Origin of the sequence: Actinocorallia populi, assembly GCF_002995495.1 — a bacterium.
Taxonomy (GTDB): Bacteria; Actinomycetota; Actinomycetes; order Streptosporangiales; family Streptosporangiaceae; genus Actinocorallia; species Actinocorallia populi.
The window spans coordinates 626,498-641,372 of record NZ_PVZV01000006.1 but is presented as its reverse complement, the minus strand read 5'-3'; the positions used below and the strand labels follow the sequence as shown (position 1 = coordinate 641,372).

At 71.9% G+C, this 14,875-nt stretch carries 14 protein-coding genes; 4 read left to right on the top strand and 10 right to left on the bottom strand.

Translation table 11 applies throughout. The features are described from left to right. Nucleotide 1 precedes the first annotated feature (1 nt). Nucleotides 2–721, bottom strand: a complete 720-nt coding sequence (uppS, locus tag C2865_RS26345; RefSeq protein ID WP_232835817.1) for a polyprenyl diphosphate synthase — start codon at nucleotides 719–721, stop codon at nucleotides 2–4. Between the two features lie 308 nt (nucleotides 722–1,029). Here uppS and C2865_RS26340 point away from each other — a divergent pair, with 308 nt between their 5' ends. Beyond that, entirely contained in the window at nucleotides 1,030–2,634 is a 1,605-nt protein-coding gene (locus C2865_RS26340) for a Na+/H+ antiporter (protein WP_106401228.1), read from the top strand. 149 nt (nucleotides 2,635–2,783) lie between these two features. On the opposite strand, the gene C2865_RS26335 is transcribed toward C2865_RS26340, so the two are convergent. The 3 genes from C2865_RS26335 to C2865_RS26325 form a co-directional block, all read right to left on the bottom strand. Continuing rightward, nucleotides 2,784–5,087 (bottom strand): heavy metal translocating P-type ATPase, encoded by a 2,304-nt coding sequence (locus C2865_RS26335; protein WP_106401227.1) that lies wholly within the window; start codon nucleotides 5,085–5,087, stop codon nucleotides 2,784–2,786. A 77-nt stretch (nucleotides 5,088–5,164) separates the two neighbouring features. Continuing rightward, a complete protein-coding gene (locus tag C2865_RS26330; RefSeq protein WP_106401226.1) occupies nucleotides 5,165–5,380 on the bottom strand; it encodes a heavy-metal-associated domain-containing protein in 216 nt (71 codons plus the stop codon). A 202-nt stretch (nucleotides 5,381–5,582) separates the two neighbouring features. Beyond that, nucleotides 5,583–6,227, bottom strand: a complete 645-nt coding sequence (locus C2865_RS26325) for a TetR/AcrR family transcriptional regulator (RefSeq protein ID WP_106401225.1) — start codon at nucleotides 6,225–6,227, stop codon at nucleotides 5,583–5,585. A 79-nt stretch (nucleotides 6,228–6,306) separates the two neighbouring features. Here C2865_RS26325 and C2865_RS26320 point away from each other — a divergent pair, with 79 nt between their 5' ends. Further along, nucleotides 6,307–7,014, top strand: coding sequence for a CatB-related O-acetyltransferase (locus C2865_RS26320; protein WP_408608334.1), 708 nt, complete (start codon nucleotides 6,307–6,309; stop codon nucleotides 7,012–7,014). Nucleotides 7,015–7,137: 123 nt separating this feature from the next. On the opposite strand, the gene C2865_RS26315 is transcribed toward C2865_RS26320, so the two are convergent. Then, complete coding sequence (locus C2865_RS26315) at nucleotides 7,138–7,941, bottom strand: SDR family NAD(P)-dependent oxidoreductase (protein ID WP_106401223.1); 804 nt, start codon at nucleotides 7,939–7,941, stop codon at nucleotides 7,138–7,140. A 102-nt stretch (nucleotides 7,942–8,043) separates the two neighbouring features. Between C2865_RS26315 and C2865_RS26310 the strand changes: the two genes are divergently transcribed. Beyond that, nucleotides 8,044–8,634 (top strand): TetR/AcrR family transcriptional regulator, encoded by a 591-nt coding sequence (locus C2865_RS26310; RefSeq protein WP_106401222.1) that lies wholly within the window; start codon nucleotides 8,044–8,046, stop codon nucleotides 8,632–8,634. Between the two features lie 52 nt (nucleotides 8,635–8,686). On the opposite strand, the gene C2865_RS26305 is transcribed toward C2865_RS26310, so the two are convergent. The 5 genes from C2865_RS26305 to C2865_RS26285 all read right to left on the bottom strand — a co-directional run bounded on the left by C2865_RS26305 (nucleotide 8,687) and on the right by C2865_RS26285 (nucleotide 13,407). Next, nucleotides 8,687–9,301 (bottom strand): response regulator transcription factor, encoded by a 615-nt coding sequence (locus tag C2865_RS26305; protein WP_106401221.1) that lies wholly within the window; start codon nucleotides 9,299–9,301, stop codon nucleotides 8,687–8,689. Continuing rightward, nucleotides 9,298–10,524, bottom strand: a complete 1,227-nt coding sequence (locus C2865_RS26300; protein ID WP_106401220.1) for a sensor histidine kinase — start codon at nucleotides 10,522–10,524, stop codon at nucleotides 9,298–9,300. Before C2865_RS26300 ends, C2865_RS26305 begins: the two co-directional genes overlap by 4 nt. Nucleotides 10,525–10,553: 29 nt before the next feature. Next, nucleotides 10,554–11,336, bottom strand: coding sequence for an ABC transporter permease (locus tag C2865_RS26295; protein ID WP_198653599.1), 783 nt, complete (start codon nucleotides 11,334–11,336; stop codon nucleotides 10,554–10,556). After that, nucleotides 11,333–12,307, bottom strand: coding sequence for an ABC transporter ATP-binding protein (locus C2865_RS26290; RefSeq protein WP_106401219.1), 975 nt, complete (start codon nucleotides 12,305–12,307; stop codon nucleotides 11,333–11,335). Before C2865_RS26290 ends, C2865_RS26295 begins: the two co-directional genes overlap by 4 nt. Before the next feature lie 92 nt (nucleotides 12,308–12,399). Then, the gene (locus C2865_RS26285; protein WP_106401218.1) at nucleotides 12,400–13,407 is read right to left on the bottom strand and encodes a LacI family DNA-binding transcriptional regulator; all 1,008 of its coding nucleotides are present in this window, start codon (nucleotides 13,405–13,407) and stop codon (nucleotides 12,400–12,402) included. A gap of 105 nt (nucleotides 13,408–13,512) precedes the next feature. Between C2865_RS26285 and C2865_RS26280 the strand changes: the two genes are divergently transcribed. Then, the gene (locus tag C2865_RS26280) at nucleotides 13,513–14,835 is read left to right on the top strand and encodes an MFS transporter (RefSeq protein WP_106401217.1); all 1,323 of its coding nucleotides are present in this window, start codon (nucleotides 13,513–13,515) and stop codon (nucleotides 14,833–14,835) included. Nucleotides 14,836–14,875: the final 40 nt, after the last annotated feature.

Below are 14,875 nucleotides of genomic sequence, written 5' to 3'. Positions count from 1 at the left end.
GTCAGCTCTTTCCCGTCGGGGTCGGTATCCGGACGGCGCCGAAACGGCGTTCGCGCCCCCGGTAGGAGTCCAGGCACTCCCAGAAGTGGGTGGCCCGGAAGTCGGGCCAGAGCACCTGGGGGAAGGTCCATTCGGCGTAGGCCACCTGCCAGAGCATGAAGTTGGAGATGCGGTGCTCTCCCGACGTGCGGATGACCAGGTCCACGTCCGGGGTGTCGGGATAGGGCAGGTGGTGGGCGAAGCTCTCCTCGGTGACCTGCTCGGCGGGCACCCGGTTGCGGATGAGGGAGCGTGCGGCCCGCACGATGTCGCGGCGGCCGCCGTGGTCGAACGCCACGGTCAGCGTCATCCGCCCGTTGTCGCGGGTCAGCGTCGTCAGGTCGGCGATGTCCTGCGCCAGGTCCGGGGGGATCCTGATGTCGGAGTCGCCGAGGAACCGGCACCGGATGCCTCGCGCGTGCAGCGCCAGGGCGTGCTTGCGGATGGTCCGCCGCACCAGCCCCATCAGGAAGTCGACCTCGCCGTCGGGACGGAGCCAGTTCTCCGTGGAGAAGGCGAAGAGGCTGAGCCAGGGGATACCGGCCGCGTAGGCGGCCTCGATGACGTCGATCACCGCGGTCTCCGCGGCCTTGTGCCCCGCCGTCCGGGGGAGCGACCGCTGCGCCGCCCACCGCCCGTTCCCGTCCATCACGCACGCCACATGGCGCGGCAAGCCCAACACCGTGTCACAGCCTCCTACCGGCAGATGCCCGAGACCTTCGCGCGCCGCCGAAGGCCGGTTCACGCGCAAGACGCAACCGGACGGCCCGTATCCATCCGGGTTCATGACCGAACCTTGGCGCGATGAGAGAAACATAGCTCACCCAAAGTGAGCACCCGTAGCTTTACGCGAGGTGATACCGGTCAGAGTTATGTCACTGCTTCGACACCGGATACGGCAGCCGGCCGTGACGTCCGGCGAGCCGGTCCCGATCCGCGCGGTCCGGCGCCCGCCCGACCGGCCGTGGCCGCCTGCCTGGGAGGTGCACCTTGCTCGGCCTGGAGCTCGTCGTGGTCCTGGGCGTCGCGGTGCTGGCGTGCAACGTCGCCGGGCGGCGTTTTCGCATCGCCCCGCCGGTGCTGCTGCTGGTCTGCGGCGTGGTGTTCGGGTTCGTTCCCGCGCTGCGGCAGGTGCATCTGCCTCCTGATGCGGTGCTGCTGCTGTTCCTGCCCGCCCTGCTGTACTGGGAGAGCCTGACCACCTCACCGCGGGAGATCCGCAGGGGGTTGCGCGGTATCGCCCTGATGGGCACCGTGCTCGTCATCCTCACGGCCGGGGCCGTGGCGGTGGCGGCGCACGCTCTGGGCCTTCCGTGGGGCCCGGCGTGGGTGCTGGGAGCGGCGGTGGCGCCGACCGACGCGACGGCGGTGGGGGTGCTGGCCCGGATGCTGCCGCGCCACGACGTCACGATGCTGCGCGGGGAGAGCCTGGTCAACGACGGCACCGCCCTGGTCGTCTACGGCCTGGCCGTCGGCATCACCGTCGGCCAGGAGCGGCTGGGCGTCGCGCACGTCACCTGGTTGTTCCTGGTGGCCTACCTCGGCGGGGCCGCGGCAGGGGCGCTCACCGCCTGGGCCGGGGTCCGGGTGCGCCGACGGTTGGACGACCCGCTGCTGGGAAGCGCGGCCATGCTCCTGATCCCCTTCACCGCGTTCCTGCTCGCCGAGGCGATCGAGGCCTCCGGCGTGCTGGCCGTCGTGGTGTGCGGGCTCATCATGAGCCAGGCCGGTCCGCGCGTGGGGCAGGCCGACGCGCGCCTGCAGACGGTGGAGTTCTTCTCGTTGTCGGCGTTCCTGCTCAACGGCTCCCTGTTCGTCCTGGTGGGGATGGAGTGGCAGTCGGCCGTGCGCGGCCTGACCAGCCTCGCCCTCGTCCAGGCGTCGGTCGCCGTCGGCGTCGTCTTCGCGGTGCTGGTGGGCGTGCGCTTCGCCTTCCTCTTCGGCTCCGCCTTCCTGGCCCGCCTGCTCGACCGCCGTCCCCGGCGGCGGCCGCGCCGCGTCCGCGACCGCGCCCGGGTGGTCAGCGGGATCTCCGGATTCCGGGGCGCCGTCACCCTCGCCGCCGCGCTCGCCGTTCCGAGCACCCTGGCCTCGGGCGCGCCGTTCCCCGGACGCGACGTGATCGTCTTCGTGGCGGCCGGGGTCATCGTGGCGACGCTGGTGGTGCAGGGCCTCCTGCTGCCGGGCGTGGTGCGCTGGGCCCGCCTGCCGCACGACACCTCCGTCGCCGCGGAACGCCATCTCGCCGAGACCCTCGCCGTCGAGGAGGCGCTCACCGCGATGCCCTGGATCGCGCAGGATCTCGGCACCGACCCGGAGGTCCTCGAGCGGCTCCGCCGCGAGTACGAGACCCACCTGCTGATCCTGCGCTCCACCGACGCCGACTCCGACGCGGATGACGGCGCCGACGCCGGTCTGGCCCTGCGGCTCAGGCAGGACGACACCGCGCTGCGCCTGGCCCTGATCGCCCGCAAACGCGCCGCGGTGCTCCGCCTCCGCGACGAGCGCCGCATCGACGACACCGTGCTGCGCCAGATCCAGGCCGCGCTCGACCTCGAGGAGATCCGCCTGTCCCGGCGCCCGCCGTCCGGATGACCCCCGGCGGCGAAGCCGTTCACGGTCCAAGCGGCGAGCCGGCGCGGTGGACGGCCGGGATCACCGCGATCGCCCGGGTGATGCACCGAGGAACCCCTGGTGGTCGCGGTCCTGAGGGGGACCTTGATCACCAGGGGTTCGCCAAGGGGTCAGGCTGACACCTTCGTGACGGCCTGGGGGGCGTTCGGTGAGGGCGCCGGGGCCGGCTCGCCGTCGGTGAGGGAGGCGAAGCGGCGGAGGCGGAGGCTGTTGCCGACCACGAAGACCGAGGAGAAGGCCATCGCGGCTCCGGCGATCATCGGGTTGAGCAGGCCGGTGGCCGCCAGCGGCAGGGCCGCCACGTTGTAGGCGAAGGCCCAGAACAGGTTGCCCTTGATGGTGGCCAGGGTGCGCCGCGACAGGCGGATGGCGTCGGCCGCCGCCCGCAGGTCGCCGCGCACCAGGGTGAGGTCGGAGGCCTCGATGGCCGCGTCGGTGCCGGTGCCCATGGCCAGGCCCAGATCGGCCTGGGCGAGGGCGGCGGCGTCGTTCACGCCGTCGCCGACCATCGCGACGGTGCGGCCCTCGGCCTGAAGGCGCTTGACCACGTCCACCTTGTCGGCGGGCAGCACCTCGGCGATCACCTCGGTGATGCCGACCGCCTCGGCGACCGTCCGCGCCACCGTCTCGTTGTCACCGGTCAGCAGGACGGGGCGCAGCCCCAGCTCGCGGAAGCGGGTGACGGCCTCCGCCGAGGTGGGCTTGACCTGGTCGGCGACGGTGATGACCGCACGGGCCTCGCCGTCCCAGCCGACCGCGACCGCGGTGCGGCCGAGCGCCTGGGCCTGGGCCATCGCCCGTTCCAGCTCGGGGGTCAGGTGCTGGGCCCACTCGGCCAGCAGCTGCGGGCGGCCCACCAGGACGCCGCGGCCGTCCACGATGCCCTGGACGCCGAGGCCCTCGACGTTGGCGAAGTCCTCCACGGTGCCCAGCGTGCCGACGCGTTCGACGGCGCCCCGGGCGATGGCCTGCGCGATCGGGTGCTCGGAGGCGTCCTCCAGCGCGCCCGCCAGCCGGAGCACCTCGTCGGCCGCCACGCCCTCGGCCGTGACCACGTCGACCAGCGCCATCCTGCCGGTGGTGACGGTGCCGGTCTTGTCCAGCACGATGGTGTCGATCCCACGGGTGGACTCCAGCACCTCCGGGCCCTTGATGAGGATGCCGAGCTGGGCGCCCCTGCCCGTACCGACCATCAGCGCGGTGGGGGTGGCCAGGCCGAGGGCGCACGGGCAGGCGATGATCAGCACGGCCACCGCCGCGGTGAACGCCGCCGCGCCGCCGGCTCCGCTGCCCAGCCAGAAGCCGAGGGTGGCCACGGCCAGGGTGATCACGATCGGGACGAACACGCCGGAGATCCGGTCGGCCAGCCGCTGCACCTCCGCCTTGCCGGTCTGTGCTTCCTCCACCAGCCGCGCCATCTGGGCGAGCTGGGTGTCGGCGCCCACCCGGGTCGCCCTGACGACCAGCCTGCCGCCGGCGTTCACGGTCGCGCCCGCCACGGCGTCGCCCGGACCGACCTCGACCGGGACCGACTCGCCGGTGAGCAGGGAGGCGTCCACGGCGGACGAGCCCTCCTCGACCACCCCGTCGGTGGCGATCTTCTCGCCGGGACGGACCACGAAGAGGTCGCCCGCCGCGAGCCGCTCGACCGGGATGCGCTCCTCGCGTCCGTCCCGCAGCACCGCGACGTCCTTGGCGCCCAGTTCCAGCAGCGCCTTCAGGGCGGCGCCGGCGCGGCGCTTGGAGCGCGCCTCGAAGTAGCGGCCGGCCAGGATGAAGGCGATGACCCCGGCCGCGGCCTCCAGGTAGATGTTCATGGAGCCGTCGCCCCGCGTCATCGAGAACTCGAAGCCGTGCCGCATCCCCGGCTGTCCCGCCGTGCCGAAGAACAGCGCCCACAACGACCAGCCGAACGCCGCCAGCGTGCCGACCGAGACCAGCGTGTCCATGGTCGCGGCCCCGTGCCGCAGGTTGGTCCAGGCGGCCTTGTGGAACGGCCACCCGCCGTACACCACCACGGGGGCGGCCAGGGTGAGGGACAGCCACTGCCAGTTGTCGAACTGCAGCGCGGGCACCATCGCCATGGCGATCACCGGGACGGCCAGGACCAGCGAGGTCAGCAGCCGCTGGCGCAGCGGGCTCAGCCCGTCGTCCTCCTCGCGCCCGGAACCGGACTCCGCCGCGGGGGGCGCCGGCGGCTCGGCGGTGTATCCGGCCTTCTCGACCGAGGCGATCAGCTCCTCGACGGTCACCCCCTGGGGGTAGGCGACCTTGGCCTTCTCGGTGGCGTAGTTGACCGTCGCGGTCACGCCTTCGATCTTGTTGAGCTTCCGCTCGATGCGGGCGGCGCACGACGCGCAGGTCATGCCACCGATCGCCAGCTCGATCTGCCCGGGTGCGGCGCCGGAAGTCATCGCTCCTCCTTCGGAGTCGTCGGGGGGAATGTCGGCCGGAGCGCGGACCGGCGGCCTGGCCGCCGGTCCGCGCCCGGTCAGTCCTTGATCTCGTATCCGGCCTTCTCGACCACGCCGCGCACTCCGGCGTCGTCGATCGGCGCCGAGCCGGTCACGGTCACCCGTCCGGTGGGCAGGTCCACCTCGACCCCGGTGACCCCGGCGACGCCGCCGACCAGGCCCTTGACCTTGCCCGCGCAACCGCCGCAGGTCATGCCGCCGACGGTGTAGGTGGTGGTGGCGGTGTTGCTCATCAGACCCAGCTCCCTCTGTTCTCCCATACCCCCTGGGGGTATCTCGCGCCGCCCATGCTGCCACCCCGCCCCGCGGATCGCAACCCCTACCCCCCAGGGGTATCTGAGAGCTCCGTCACAGCCACCGGTACCGGACCGAAGGCGGACCGGGTCGTGAAGCGCACCGCGGGCCTCCGCAAGGACGAGGAACCGGTGAGGCCCCTCAGGAGCCGTCCGCCGACGGGGGAGCGGCGAAGGCGCCGACGGATGCGGCGAGGGCGGCGGTCCTGGCCGCATGGCCGGGCAGCAGGGGGTCGGGCGGCGTGCGGAGGAGCACCAGCTGGTGGTACAGCGGCGCGGTGGCGGCGATGAGCAGTCGCCGGGCGTCGGTGCGCGGTGGGAGCTCACCGCGCCGGACGGCCCGGCCGACGACGATCTCGCAGCGGGTGTAGCGGTCCTCCCAGAGCCGCTGCTGGGCGTGAGCGGCCTGCTCGGAGCGGAACGAGGCGGCGATCAGAGCCGCCATGATCGGCGGCTGTGCGGTCATGGCCGCCTGGATCTCTTCGTTCAACGCCGCCAGGTCGCCTTCCAGCGAGCCCGTGTCGGGCGGCCCCCAGTCGTCGTCGCCCGCCGCGTCGAGGACGTCGGCGAGCAGGCCTCCGACGTCTCCCCAGCGCCGGTACACCGTTGCGCGGTGCACGCCGGCGCGGGCCGCGACGGCGTCCATGGCGAGCCCGTCGTAACCGTGCTCGCCGAGCTCCGCGAGGACCGCGTCGAGCACCTGCGCACGGATGCGCGCGGTACGGCCGCCGGGGCGCCGCCGGGGCGGCGGCTGTGCGCCTTCCGGTTCTGCGGTCGCCGGAGTCATCGATGGTGGTCCGTTTGCCGGGGGAACGAGATCATGGAAGTATCTTAATGCATCATCTGTCGCACTAGTGGAATGATCGATGCCCCCCGACAGGCCCTGTGGACCTGCGGACGCCCCTCCAGAAAGGAAGCCGTTCATGACGCCTCCCGTTCCCGCGGACCCGACCGCGGTGCACCCGATGCCCGGCCAGCCGCGTGTGGTGCTGCTGAAACCGCTGGTCACCTCACCGCTGATCGAGGTGGGGGAGTTCTCGTACTACGACGATCCGGATGATCCGACCGCCTTCGAGACCCGCAACGTGCTGTACCACTACGGACCGGAAAAGCTGGTCATCGGGAAGTTCTGCGCGCTGGGCGAGGGCGTGCGGTTCATCATGAACGGCGCCAACCACCGCATGGACGGTCCCTCGACGTTCCCCTTCCCGATCATGGGCGGTTCCTGGGCCGAGCACTTCGATCTCATCACCGGCCTGCCCGGGCGGGGCGACACCGTGGTGGGCAGCGACGTCTGGTTCGGCTACCGGTCCATGGTGATGCCCGGCGTCCGGATCGGCCACGGAGCGGTCATCGCCTCCGGTTCCGTCGTCGTCGACGACGTCCCCGACTACGGCATCGTCGGCGGCAACCCGGCCAGGCTGCTCCGCCGCCGCCACAGCGATGCGGACATCGACCGCCTCGTGGCCCTGGCCTGGTGGGACTGGCCGCTCCAGCACATCACCGAACACATCCGCACGATCATGTCCGGCAGCATCGACGACCTGGAGAGCGTGGCACCGGCCGCGCGGTAGAGAAGCGGTGGCGAGCGGAAGGGAGGGCGCATCGGGGGTTGAAGACCCCTTCCATGGAGGAGATCGACCGGTTTTCGACCACGGTGCAGTCGCGGCGGCCAAGGCGGTGGCTTTCGGTCGTCGTCATGTCCTCTCGGAGGTGAGGCGGCCGACGGCCCGGATGATCTGCCGGCGGGTGGTCAGGCGGTGGGCGAGGGCCGCGGTCACCCGGTTGAGGCGTCCTGCGACGGCGCTGGGCGGAGGGTTCCTGCGGTCCAGGGCGGCCAGTGCGGTGCGAACGACGTCGGCGGGCTCGGCGAGCCTGGACCCTCCGGCGGCCTGCATGGTGCCCACGACGTCGAAGAACTCGGTCCGGGTGGCGCCGGGGGACAACGCCATCACCCGAAGGCCGGTACCGCGCGACTCCTCCCACAGCGCCTCGGTGAGGCTCAGCACGAACGCCTTGGTCGCGCCGTAGAGCGCCATGCGGGGGTTGGGCTGGTAGGCGGCCATGCTCGCCACGTTGACCAGTACCCCGCACCCGGCCGTACGCAGTTGTCCGATGAAGGCGCGGCTGATGTCGGCCACCGCGGTCACATCGACGGCGATCTCCTGGCGCAGCCGTTGCGGGTCGGTCTGGTGGAAGGGGCCGAAGGTGGCGAACCCGGCGTTGTTGATCACGCTGGTGACGTTCAGGCCGAGCCCTTCCACGTGCGCGGCCAGCGCCTGCCCGGGGCGGTCGGCAGCCAGGTCCATCTCCACCACATGAACCTGGACCCGGTGGTGTGCGCGCAGTTCGGCGGCCAGGTCCTCCAGGCGCGGTCTGCGGCGGGCGACCAGTACCAGGTCCGAGCCGCGGGCGGCGAGCCGACGGGCGAACTCGGCGCCGAGACCCGCGCTGGCGCCGGTGATCAAGGTGGTCTGTCCGTGGTAGTCGACGGCCGTCATGGCAACCCTTCGTTCAGCCAATGCCTATTCGGCAGTAGATGCCTAGTTGGCAGTAAATGCCAAGAAGGCGGCTGCTGTCCAGTCGGGGTAGCCTGACGTTCCATGACGACCTTGTGGGACCGTTCACGGCAGGCCGCCGTCCAGACGATCCTGGACACGGCGCTCCGCCTGTTCGCCGAGCAGGGCTACGAGCAGACGACGATCGCGCAGATCGCGCGGGAGGCGGGGATCTCGCAGCGCTCCCTGTTCCGCTACTTCGGCACCAAGGAGGACCTGGTCTGCGGGGATCAGGAGGCGCTGGGCGAGCTGTTGAAACAGGCCGTCCAGCAGCAGCCGGCCGAGATGTCGGCCTGGGACGCCCTGCGCGCCGGCTTCGAGGTCCTCCTGACCGCCAACCACTCACCCGAGCGGGCGCTGGAGCTGTCGCGCCTCATCTTCGACACCCCCTCGCTGCACGCCCGCTACATCGAAAAGCGCCTGCGCTGGCAGGCCGACCTCCTCCCGATCATCCAGGCACGGCTGAACAACGGTCCCCATCCGGCCCCCGGCCTGCAGGCCAGAGCGATCATCGCCACCGTCTTCGCCTGCGCCGACACCGCGACCGCGCTATGGGTCGGAGACGGCGGAGAACTCGACCTGGCGGACCTTTACGACCAATGCCTCGCCGCAGTGCGCGGCCGAGGTCCGGCGTAGCCGTAGGCGAGGCCGGCCACGCGCCCGGAGGACCGGGCGGCGCTCGGGGAGATCAGATCCAGCCGTACTCACGGGCGAGGCGGGCGGCGGCGTGGCGGTTGTCGGCGCCCAGCTTGGTGACGGCCGAGGAGAGGTAGTTGCGGACGGTGCCCTGGGAGAGGCGGGCGCGGGTGGCGATGTCGGCGATGGAGGAGCCGTCGGCGGCGAGCTCCAGGACGTCGCGTTCGCGGGGGGACAGGGGGCTCTCGCCGATGCTGATGGCCTCGGCGGCCAGGTCGGAGGCGATGTAGCGCTTTCCGGAGTGCAGGAGGCGGATGACCCCGGCGAGTTCGCGCGCCGACATCGTCTTGGGCGCGAAGCCGCGCACTCCGGCCGCGAGCGCGCGCTTGAGGTGTCCCGGACGGCCGTGCCCGGTGAGGATCATGGTCAGACAGGAGGGCAGTTCGGCGCAGAGCCGTTCGGCGACGGCGATGCCGTCCATGCCCGGCATCTGGAAGTCGAGGATCACCAGGTCGGGGCGGTGTGCCAGCGCCATCGACAGGGCCTCGGGCCCGCTCGCCGCCTCCGCGACGACGAGCAGGTCCTCTTCCAGCCCCAGAAGCGCCGCCAGCGCGCCTCGGATGAGGTGCTCGTCGTCCGCGAGGAGCACCCGAATCGGCTCGCTCATCCCACCTCCGTCGGCTGCCGCTCGTCCGCGGGCAGGCGTACCGAGAGCCTGAACCTGCCGCCGGACAACACTCGCGCCTCCATACGGCCGCCGAGCGATGAAAGCCTGTCGCGGATTCCCGCCAGGCCGTTGCCGTGCGGCTCCTCGTTCCGCCCGACCGGGACCCCGTCGTTCTCCATCGTCAGCAGCACCTCACCGTCCGCGCCGGAAAGCGAGATGGAGCACTCGGTCGCCTCGCTGTGCCGGATGACGTTCGTCGTCCCCTCGCGCACCGACCAGGCGAGGACTGTCTGCCGCTCACCGTTCAAAGAGAGCTCCCCGTCGATCCGGCAGGCGATTCCCGCGGCCTGCAGGACCGAGCGCGCGCCCGTCAGCTCGGTGCGCAGATCGATCGTCCGGTAACCGTTGACGACCGCCCTGACCTCGTCCTGGGACTCCCGTGCGATGCGCTGCACCTCCACCATCTGCGTCACGGCGTCGGGACGGCCGCGGTGCGAGAGCTCGATCGACAACTCGGTCTTCAAGGCGATGACCGACAGGTTGCGCATCACCACGTCGTGCAGGTCCCGCGCGAAGCGGAGGCGTTCTTCGGCGACGGCCAGCCGAGACTCGACCTCGCGTGCGCGGTCGATCTCCCGGACCACCTTCATCGTCCATGCCGAGAAGGTGAAGGAACCGCCGATCAGGAAGCCGCTGAACAGGGTGATGAGTCCAGTGGTCAGCAGCAGGTCGAGTGAGGCGCCCGCGAGGCCGGCGCAGAGGCCCGCGCCCAGGGCCGTCAGCACGTAGGCGCCGGCCGCCCGCCGGGCCGTCCAGCCGACGGCGAGGGGACCCGCGGCGAACATCAGCGCCGCGTTCGCCAGCATCCGCGCGGTGGCCTCGTCGGGCAGCGCTCCCCACACGTGGAATGCGAGGCCCAGGAACACGGCCGCCGCCGTGACCACCAGCATGGGCACCGCCTCCCGCGCGGACGGAACGGTGCCCTCCCGCAACGCCGCCAGCCTCCGGCGGAGCAGCGCCAGGCACAGGACCGTGTGGGCGCCCCAGATCAGGCAGACGGCCAGGCGCAGCTCGCCGGAGACCCCGTCGATGTCGCCGGAGAAGAGCCAGAGCGCCAGCGTGAACGGCTCCAGGGCGGCCGTGGCGTACATGGTCTGGCTCATGTGGAGGTCGAACCTGTCCGGTTTGTTCAACCGCCGGACGGCCGACGCTCTGCCGAACATGGGGGCTCCTCGGGAGGGTCGGACGGTGCTCAGCGGCGCGGTTCCCAGCGGAACCAGCGGCGTGCGCCCCACACACTAACGACCGCCCATACCGCCGACATCCCCACCTGCCGGACGGCCTCCTGCGTACCGCCTTCGCCGGTCCCGGCCCAGCCGGAGCGGACCGTCTCCATCACCGGGGTGAACGGCAGGAACGCGCAGATCTCCGCGACCGGGTCGGGCAGCTCGCTCAGCGGGACGAACATCCCCGCGCCGCCGACCGACAGGAGGATGAACGGCAGCACGGTCACCTGCGCCGTCTCCACCGTCGAGGTGAACGCCGAGGAGCAGGCCGCGAGCGCACCGGTGATCACCATGCCGAGGACCAGCCCGGCCAGGAGCAGCACGGGGTTCTTCGGCGGGACGACGTCGAGGAAGACCAGGCCGACACCCGCGAGGATGAGGATCTGGACGACGGTGATGGCCAGCGCGGGCAGCGCGGTGCCCAGCAGGATCTCCCCGTCGTGGAGCTCGCCGACGCGCAGCCGTTTCAGGACGAGCCCCTCCCTGCGCCCGACGTACGCCGCCACCAGGGTGGTGTAGACGACGAAGAGGAGGGTCATCCCGATCGTCCCGGCCATGAGTTGCGCGGAGGCGGCCGCGTCGTCGGGCGAGAACATCCCCGAGGTGGCGAGCATCGCGAGCGCGATGGCCGGGAAGGCCACCGAGGTCAGGAGCGCGGTCCGGTTCCGTCCCAGCAGCAGCATCTCCGCGCGGCCCAGCGCGAGGAGGCGGGGTACGGCGGCGGACCGGACGGGGGAGAGCATGCTCATGACGCGACCTCCATGGCGACGTCGTCGGTGGTGGATTCGCTCAGGCCGAGGAAGACCTCTTCGAGGGAGGCGGCCCGCGCGTCCAGTCCTTCCAGTTCGGCGCCGCGTTCCTCGGCCCAGGACAGGAGGGCGTACAGGGCCGGCTGCAGGTGCGCGGTGCGGACGGTGCACAGGCGGCCCGTCCACTTCGCTCGGGTCCCCGCACCGAGGTGGGGGAGGTCCACCGGGCCGTCGGCCAGGCTGAAGCGGATCCGCGACGGGTGGTCGGCGATGACCTCCGCCGGAGTGCCGGAGGCGATGGCACGGCCCTCATGGATGATCGCCAGCCGGTCCGCGAGTGCCTCGGCCTCCTCCAGGTAGTGGGTGGTGAGGAGGACGGTCGTGCCTTCCTCCTGGAGCTGCTTCACCAGCCGCCAGGTGTCCCTTCTGCCCTCCGGGTCCATGCCGGTGGTGGGCTCGTCGAGGAACAGCACCTCCGGTCTGCCCAGGAGCGCGATCGCCAGGTCGAGCCTGCGCGCCTCGCCGCCGGAGAGCTGCTTCACCCTGACATCGAGCCGGCCGCCGAGCCCCAGCAGCTCCAGGACCTCGCCCGGCGGTCGCGCGCCGGTGGTGGCACCGGCCCACGTCCGCGCGGTCTCCGCGACGGTGAGGTCGCCGGGGAAGCCGCCGGACTGCAGCAGGACGCCGATGCGCGGCCGCACCACCGTCCGCTCGGCATAGGGATCGTGCCCGAGGACCTTGATCGTGCCCGCCGAAGGCCGGGCGAGCCCTTCCAGGAGCTCCACCAGGGACGTCTTCCCCGCTCCGTTCGTGCCCAGCAGCGCGAACATCTCCCCGCGCCCCACCCTGAGGCCGACTCCCCGGACGGCCTCGAACCCGCCGCCTTCCCCGGACGAGTACGTCCGCCGCACCCCGTCAGCGGTGATCGCCCAGGGTCCGTCACCACCGGGACCTTTCGAAGTCGTTTCCATACCCCCAGTCTCGAAGCGCCCGAAAGCTCCCGGTAGAACACCCCGTCATGGAATCGGTGGGATGTGTCAGCTTTCGGCCATGACATCTGTCATCAGACCGACATGCGCTCGATCAGGCCGACGACCTCGGGGGCGGGCGGGAGCGGTGCTCCCTCGAGGAGCGCGGTGACGACGTCGACGGTGTAGCGGGCCGTGGCCCGCATGTCGACGGTCACCATCGTCAGGGGAGGGCAGGCCAGCCGGGCGGCCGGGGAGTCGATCACCCCGATCACCGCGAGGTCGGCGGGGGCCGACAGCCCGTGTCGCCGCAGGCCCGCCAGCACGGCCAGGGCCGCGACGTCGTCATGGGCGCAGACGCCGGTGACGGCCGGTGTCATCGCGCGCCAGGAGGCCACGGCCGCGTGGGCGCCGTCGTCGGCGGGGACGGGGAGCGCGACGGGGTCGGGCAGGCCGTGCTCGGCGCAGGCCCGCTGCAGGGCCTCCAGCCGCTTGCGGCTCGCCTCGGCCAGCCGCCGGTCGTGCGGAAGGGCGTAGCCGAGCCTGCGATGACCGGCTTCGACCAACCTGCCGACCTGCAGACGCGCGATGGTCTCCTCTCGAGCCCCCCAGACCCACCGGGCCACCGGATCCGAGCCGTCGGTGAGGGAGACCACGACCTGCACCCCGTTGCGGCGCATGGCCGTGACGGAGTCCTCGTCCAGGTGCCAGGCCAGCACGACGGCCGGTGTGATCGCCTTCGACACCTCGGTGTCCGGGTACCGGGTCCAGGGCTGGGCGATCACGGTGAGCCCGGCGGCGGCGAACATGGCGGCCAGGTGCTCCAGGAGCTGCCCGAGGTCGGTGGTGAGGGGCAGCTCGGGCGCCAGGTAGAGCAGGACCACGTCGCTGCGCCCGCGTCTGAGCGCGCGGGCCTCCGCCGAGGGGGCGTAGCGCAGCCGTTCGGCCGCCTGCAGGACGCGCTGCCGGGTGGACTCGGGGATCGTCTGCCCCCGGGTGCCGTTCAGCACGAAGCTGACCGTGGTCCGGGAGACGCCTGCGGCCTGGGCCACATCGGCGATGGTGGTACGACGCCCCCGACGGGCCGCGCCCTCGCTCGCCATGAAGATTCCCCACGTCGCTCTTGTGATCCGAACCCTACGTGCCTTACCTTACCGGCACATCACTAAATCGATTTAGCTTCCTTCGACCGGTCACAGAGGTGCCGAATGCCTGTAGCTGACGCCCATCCGGAGCCGTCTTCGCCGGAAGACGGCGGCGCGGTGCGGCTGAGCCCGGAGGGCCACGACCCGAACAGCACCGAGCGCGATCCCGTGAGGGGGCCTCTGCGGCGGTTGCTGATCTGGTTCTTCCTGGCCCAGCTGGGAGTGTTCCTCGCGATCGGCGCGGTCGGCGGGATCCTGCTGCCGCTGCAGGTCGAGGAGTTCGACCCGGCGGACAAGACGGCCAACCTCGCGCTGATCACCGTCGTCGGCGCGGTGGCCGGGCTGGTCGTACCGCCGCTGGCCGGCGTGCTGTCGGACCGTACGCGCAGCCGCCTGGGCCGGCGCGCACCGTGGCTGCTGGCCGGTGCCGCACTCGGGGCGGCGAGCCTGGTGGTCCTGCGCGGAGCGGGCGACCTGGCCGGGCTGACCGGCCTGGCGGTGACGTACCTGCTGCTTCTCGCCGGTCTCAACCTGATGCTCGGCCCGTTCGCCGCGGTGCTGCCCGACCGGGTGCCGCGCGGCGTGCGCGGCCGGTTCTCCGCGGCGGGCGGACTCGGTGTGCTGCTGGGCATGCTCGGCGGGCAGGCGGTGGGCTCGGCCTTCTCCGACGCGCCGTTCGCCGGACACTGCCTGCTGGCCGTACTGGTCGTGCTCGGCGCCGCGGGCTTCGTCAGGTTCAACCCCGACCACCCGAATCAGGACGACCCTCGCCCGGCTCTGCCCTGGGCGACGTTCCTGCGCGGTTTCTGGGTCAGCCCGAGAGCCCATCCCGACTTCGCGTTCGGCTTCGCCGGCCGGCTGCTCACCTTCATCGGCTACTACCTGGTCAACGGCTACCAGCTGTACCTGTTGCAGGACTACATCGGGCTCGGCGACGACGCCGTGGACTGGGTGCCGCTGTTCGCCGGGATCGCACTGGTCACCACCGTGATCAGCACGGTGGTGGGCGGCACCGTCAGCGATCGGCTCGGCCGGCGCAAGCCCGTCGTCATCGTGTCCGGTGTGCTGATCGGCCTGTCGCTCATCGGCCCCTGGATGCTGCCTTCCGTGACGGGTTTCGGGGTCTACGCCGCGTTGGCCGGCCTGGGTTTCGGCGCCTACATGTCGGTGGACCAGGCACTGCTGTCGGAAGTGCTGCCCTCGGCGCAGGACAGCGGCAAGGATCTCGGCGTCCTCAACATCGCCGTCGCCCTGCCTCAGCTGATCGCGCCGGGCGTCGCGGGAGTGATCGCGACGTCGTGGGGCTACGCCGCCCTGTTCCCGATCGGGCTGGCGGCCTCCGTGGCCGGCGCCGCGGCGGTCCTGGCGATCCGGTCGGTCCGCTGAACCCGAACGATGTCCTTCCCCTCTCGAAGTCTGGATCGCT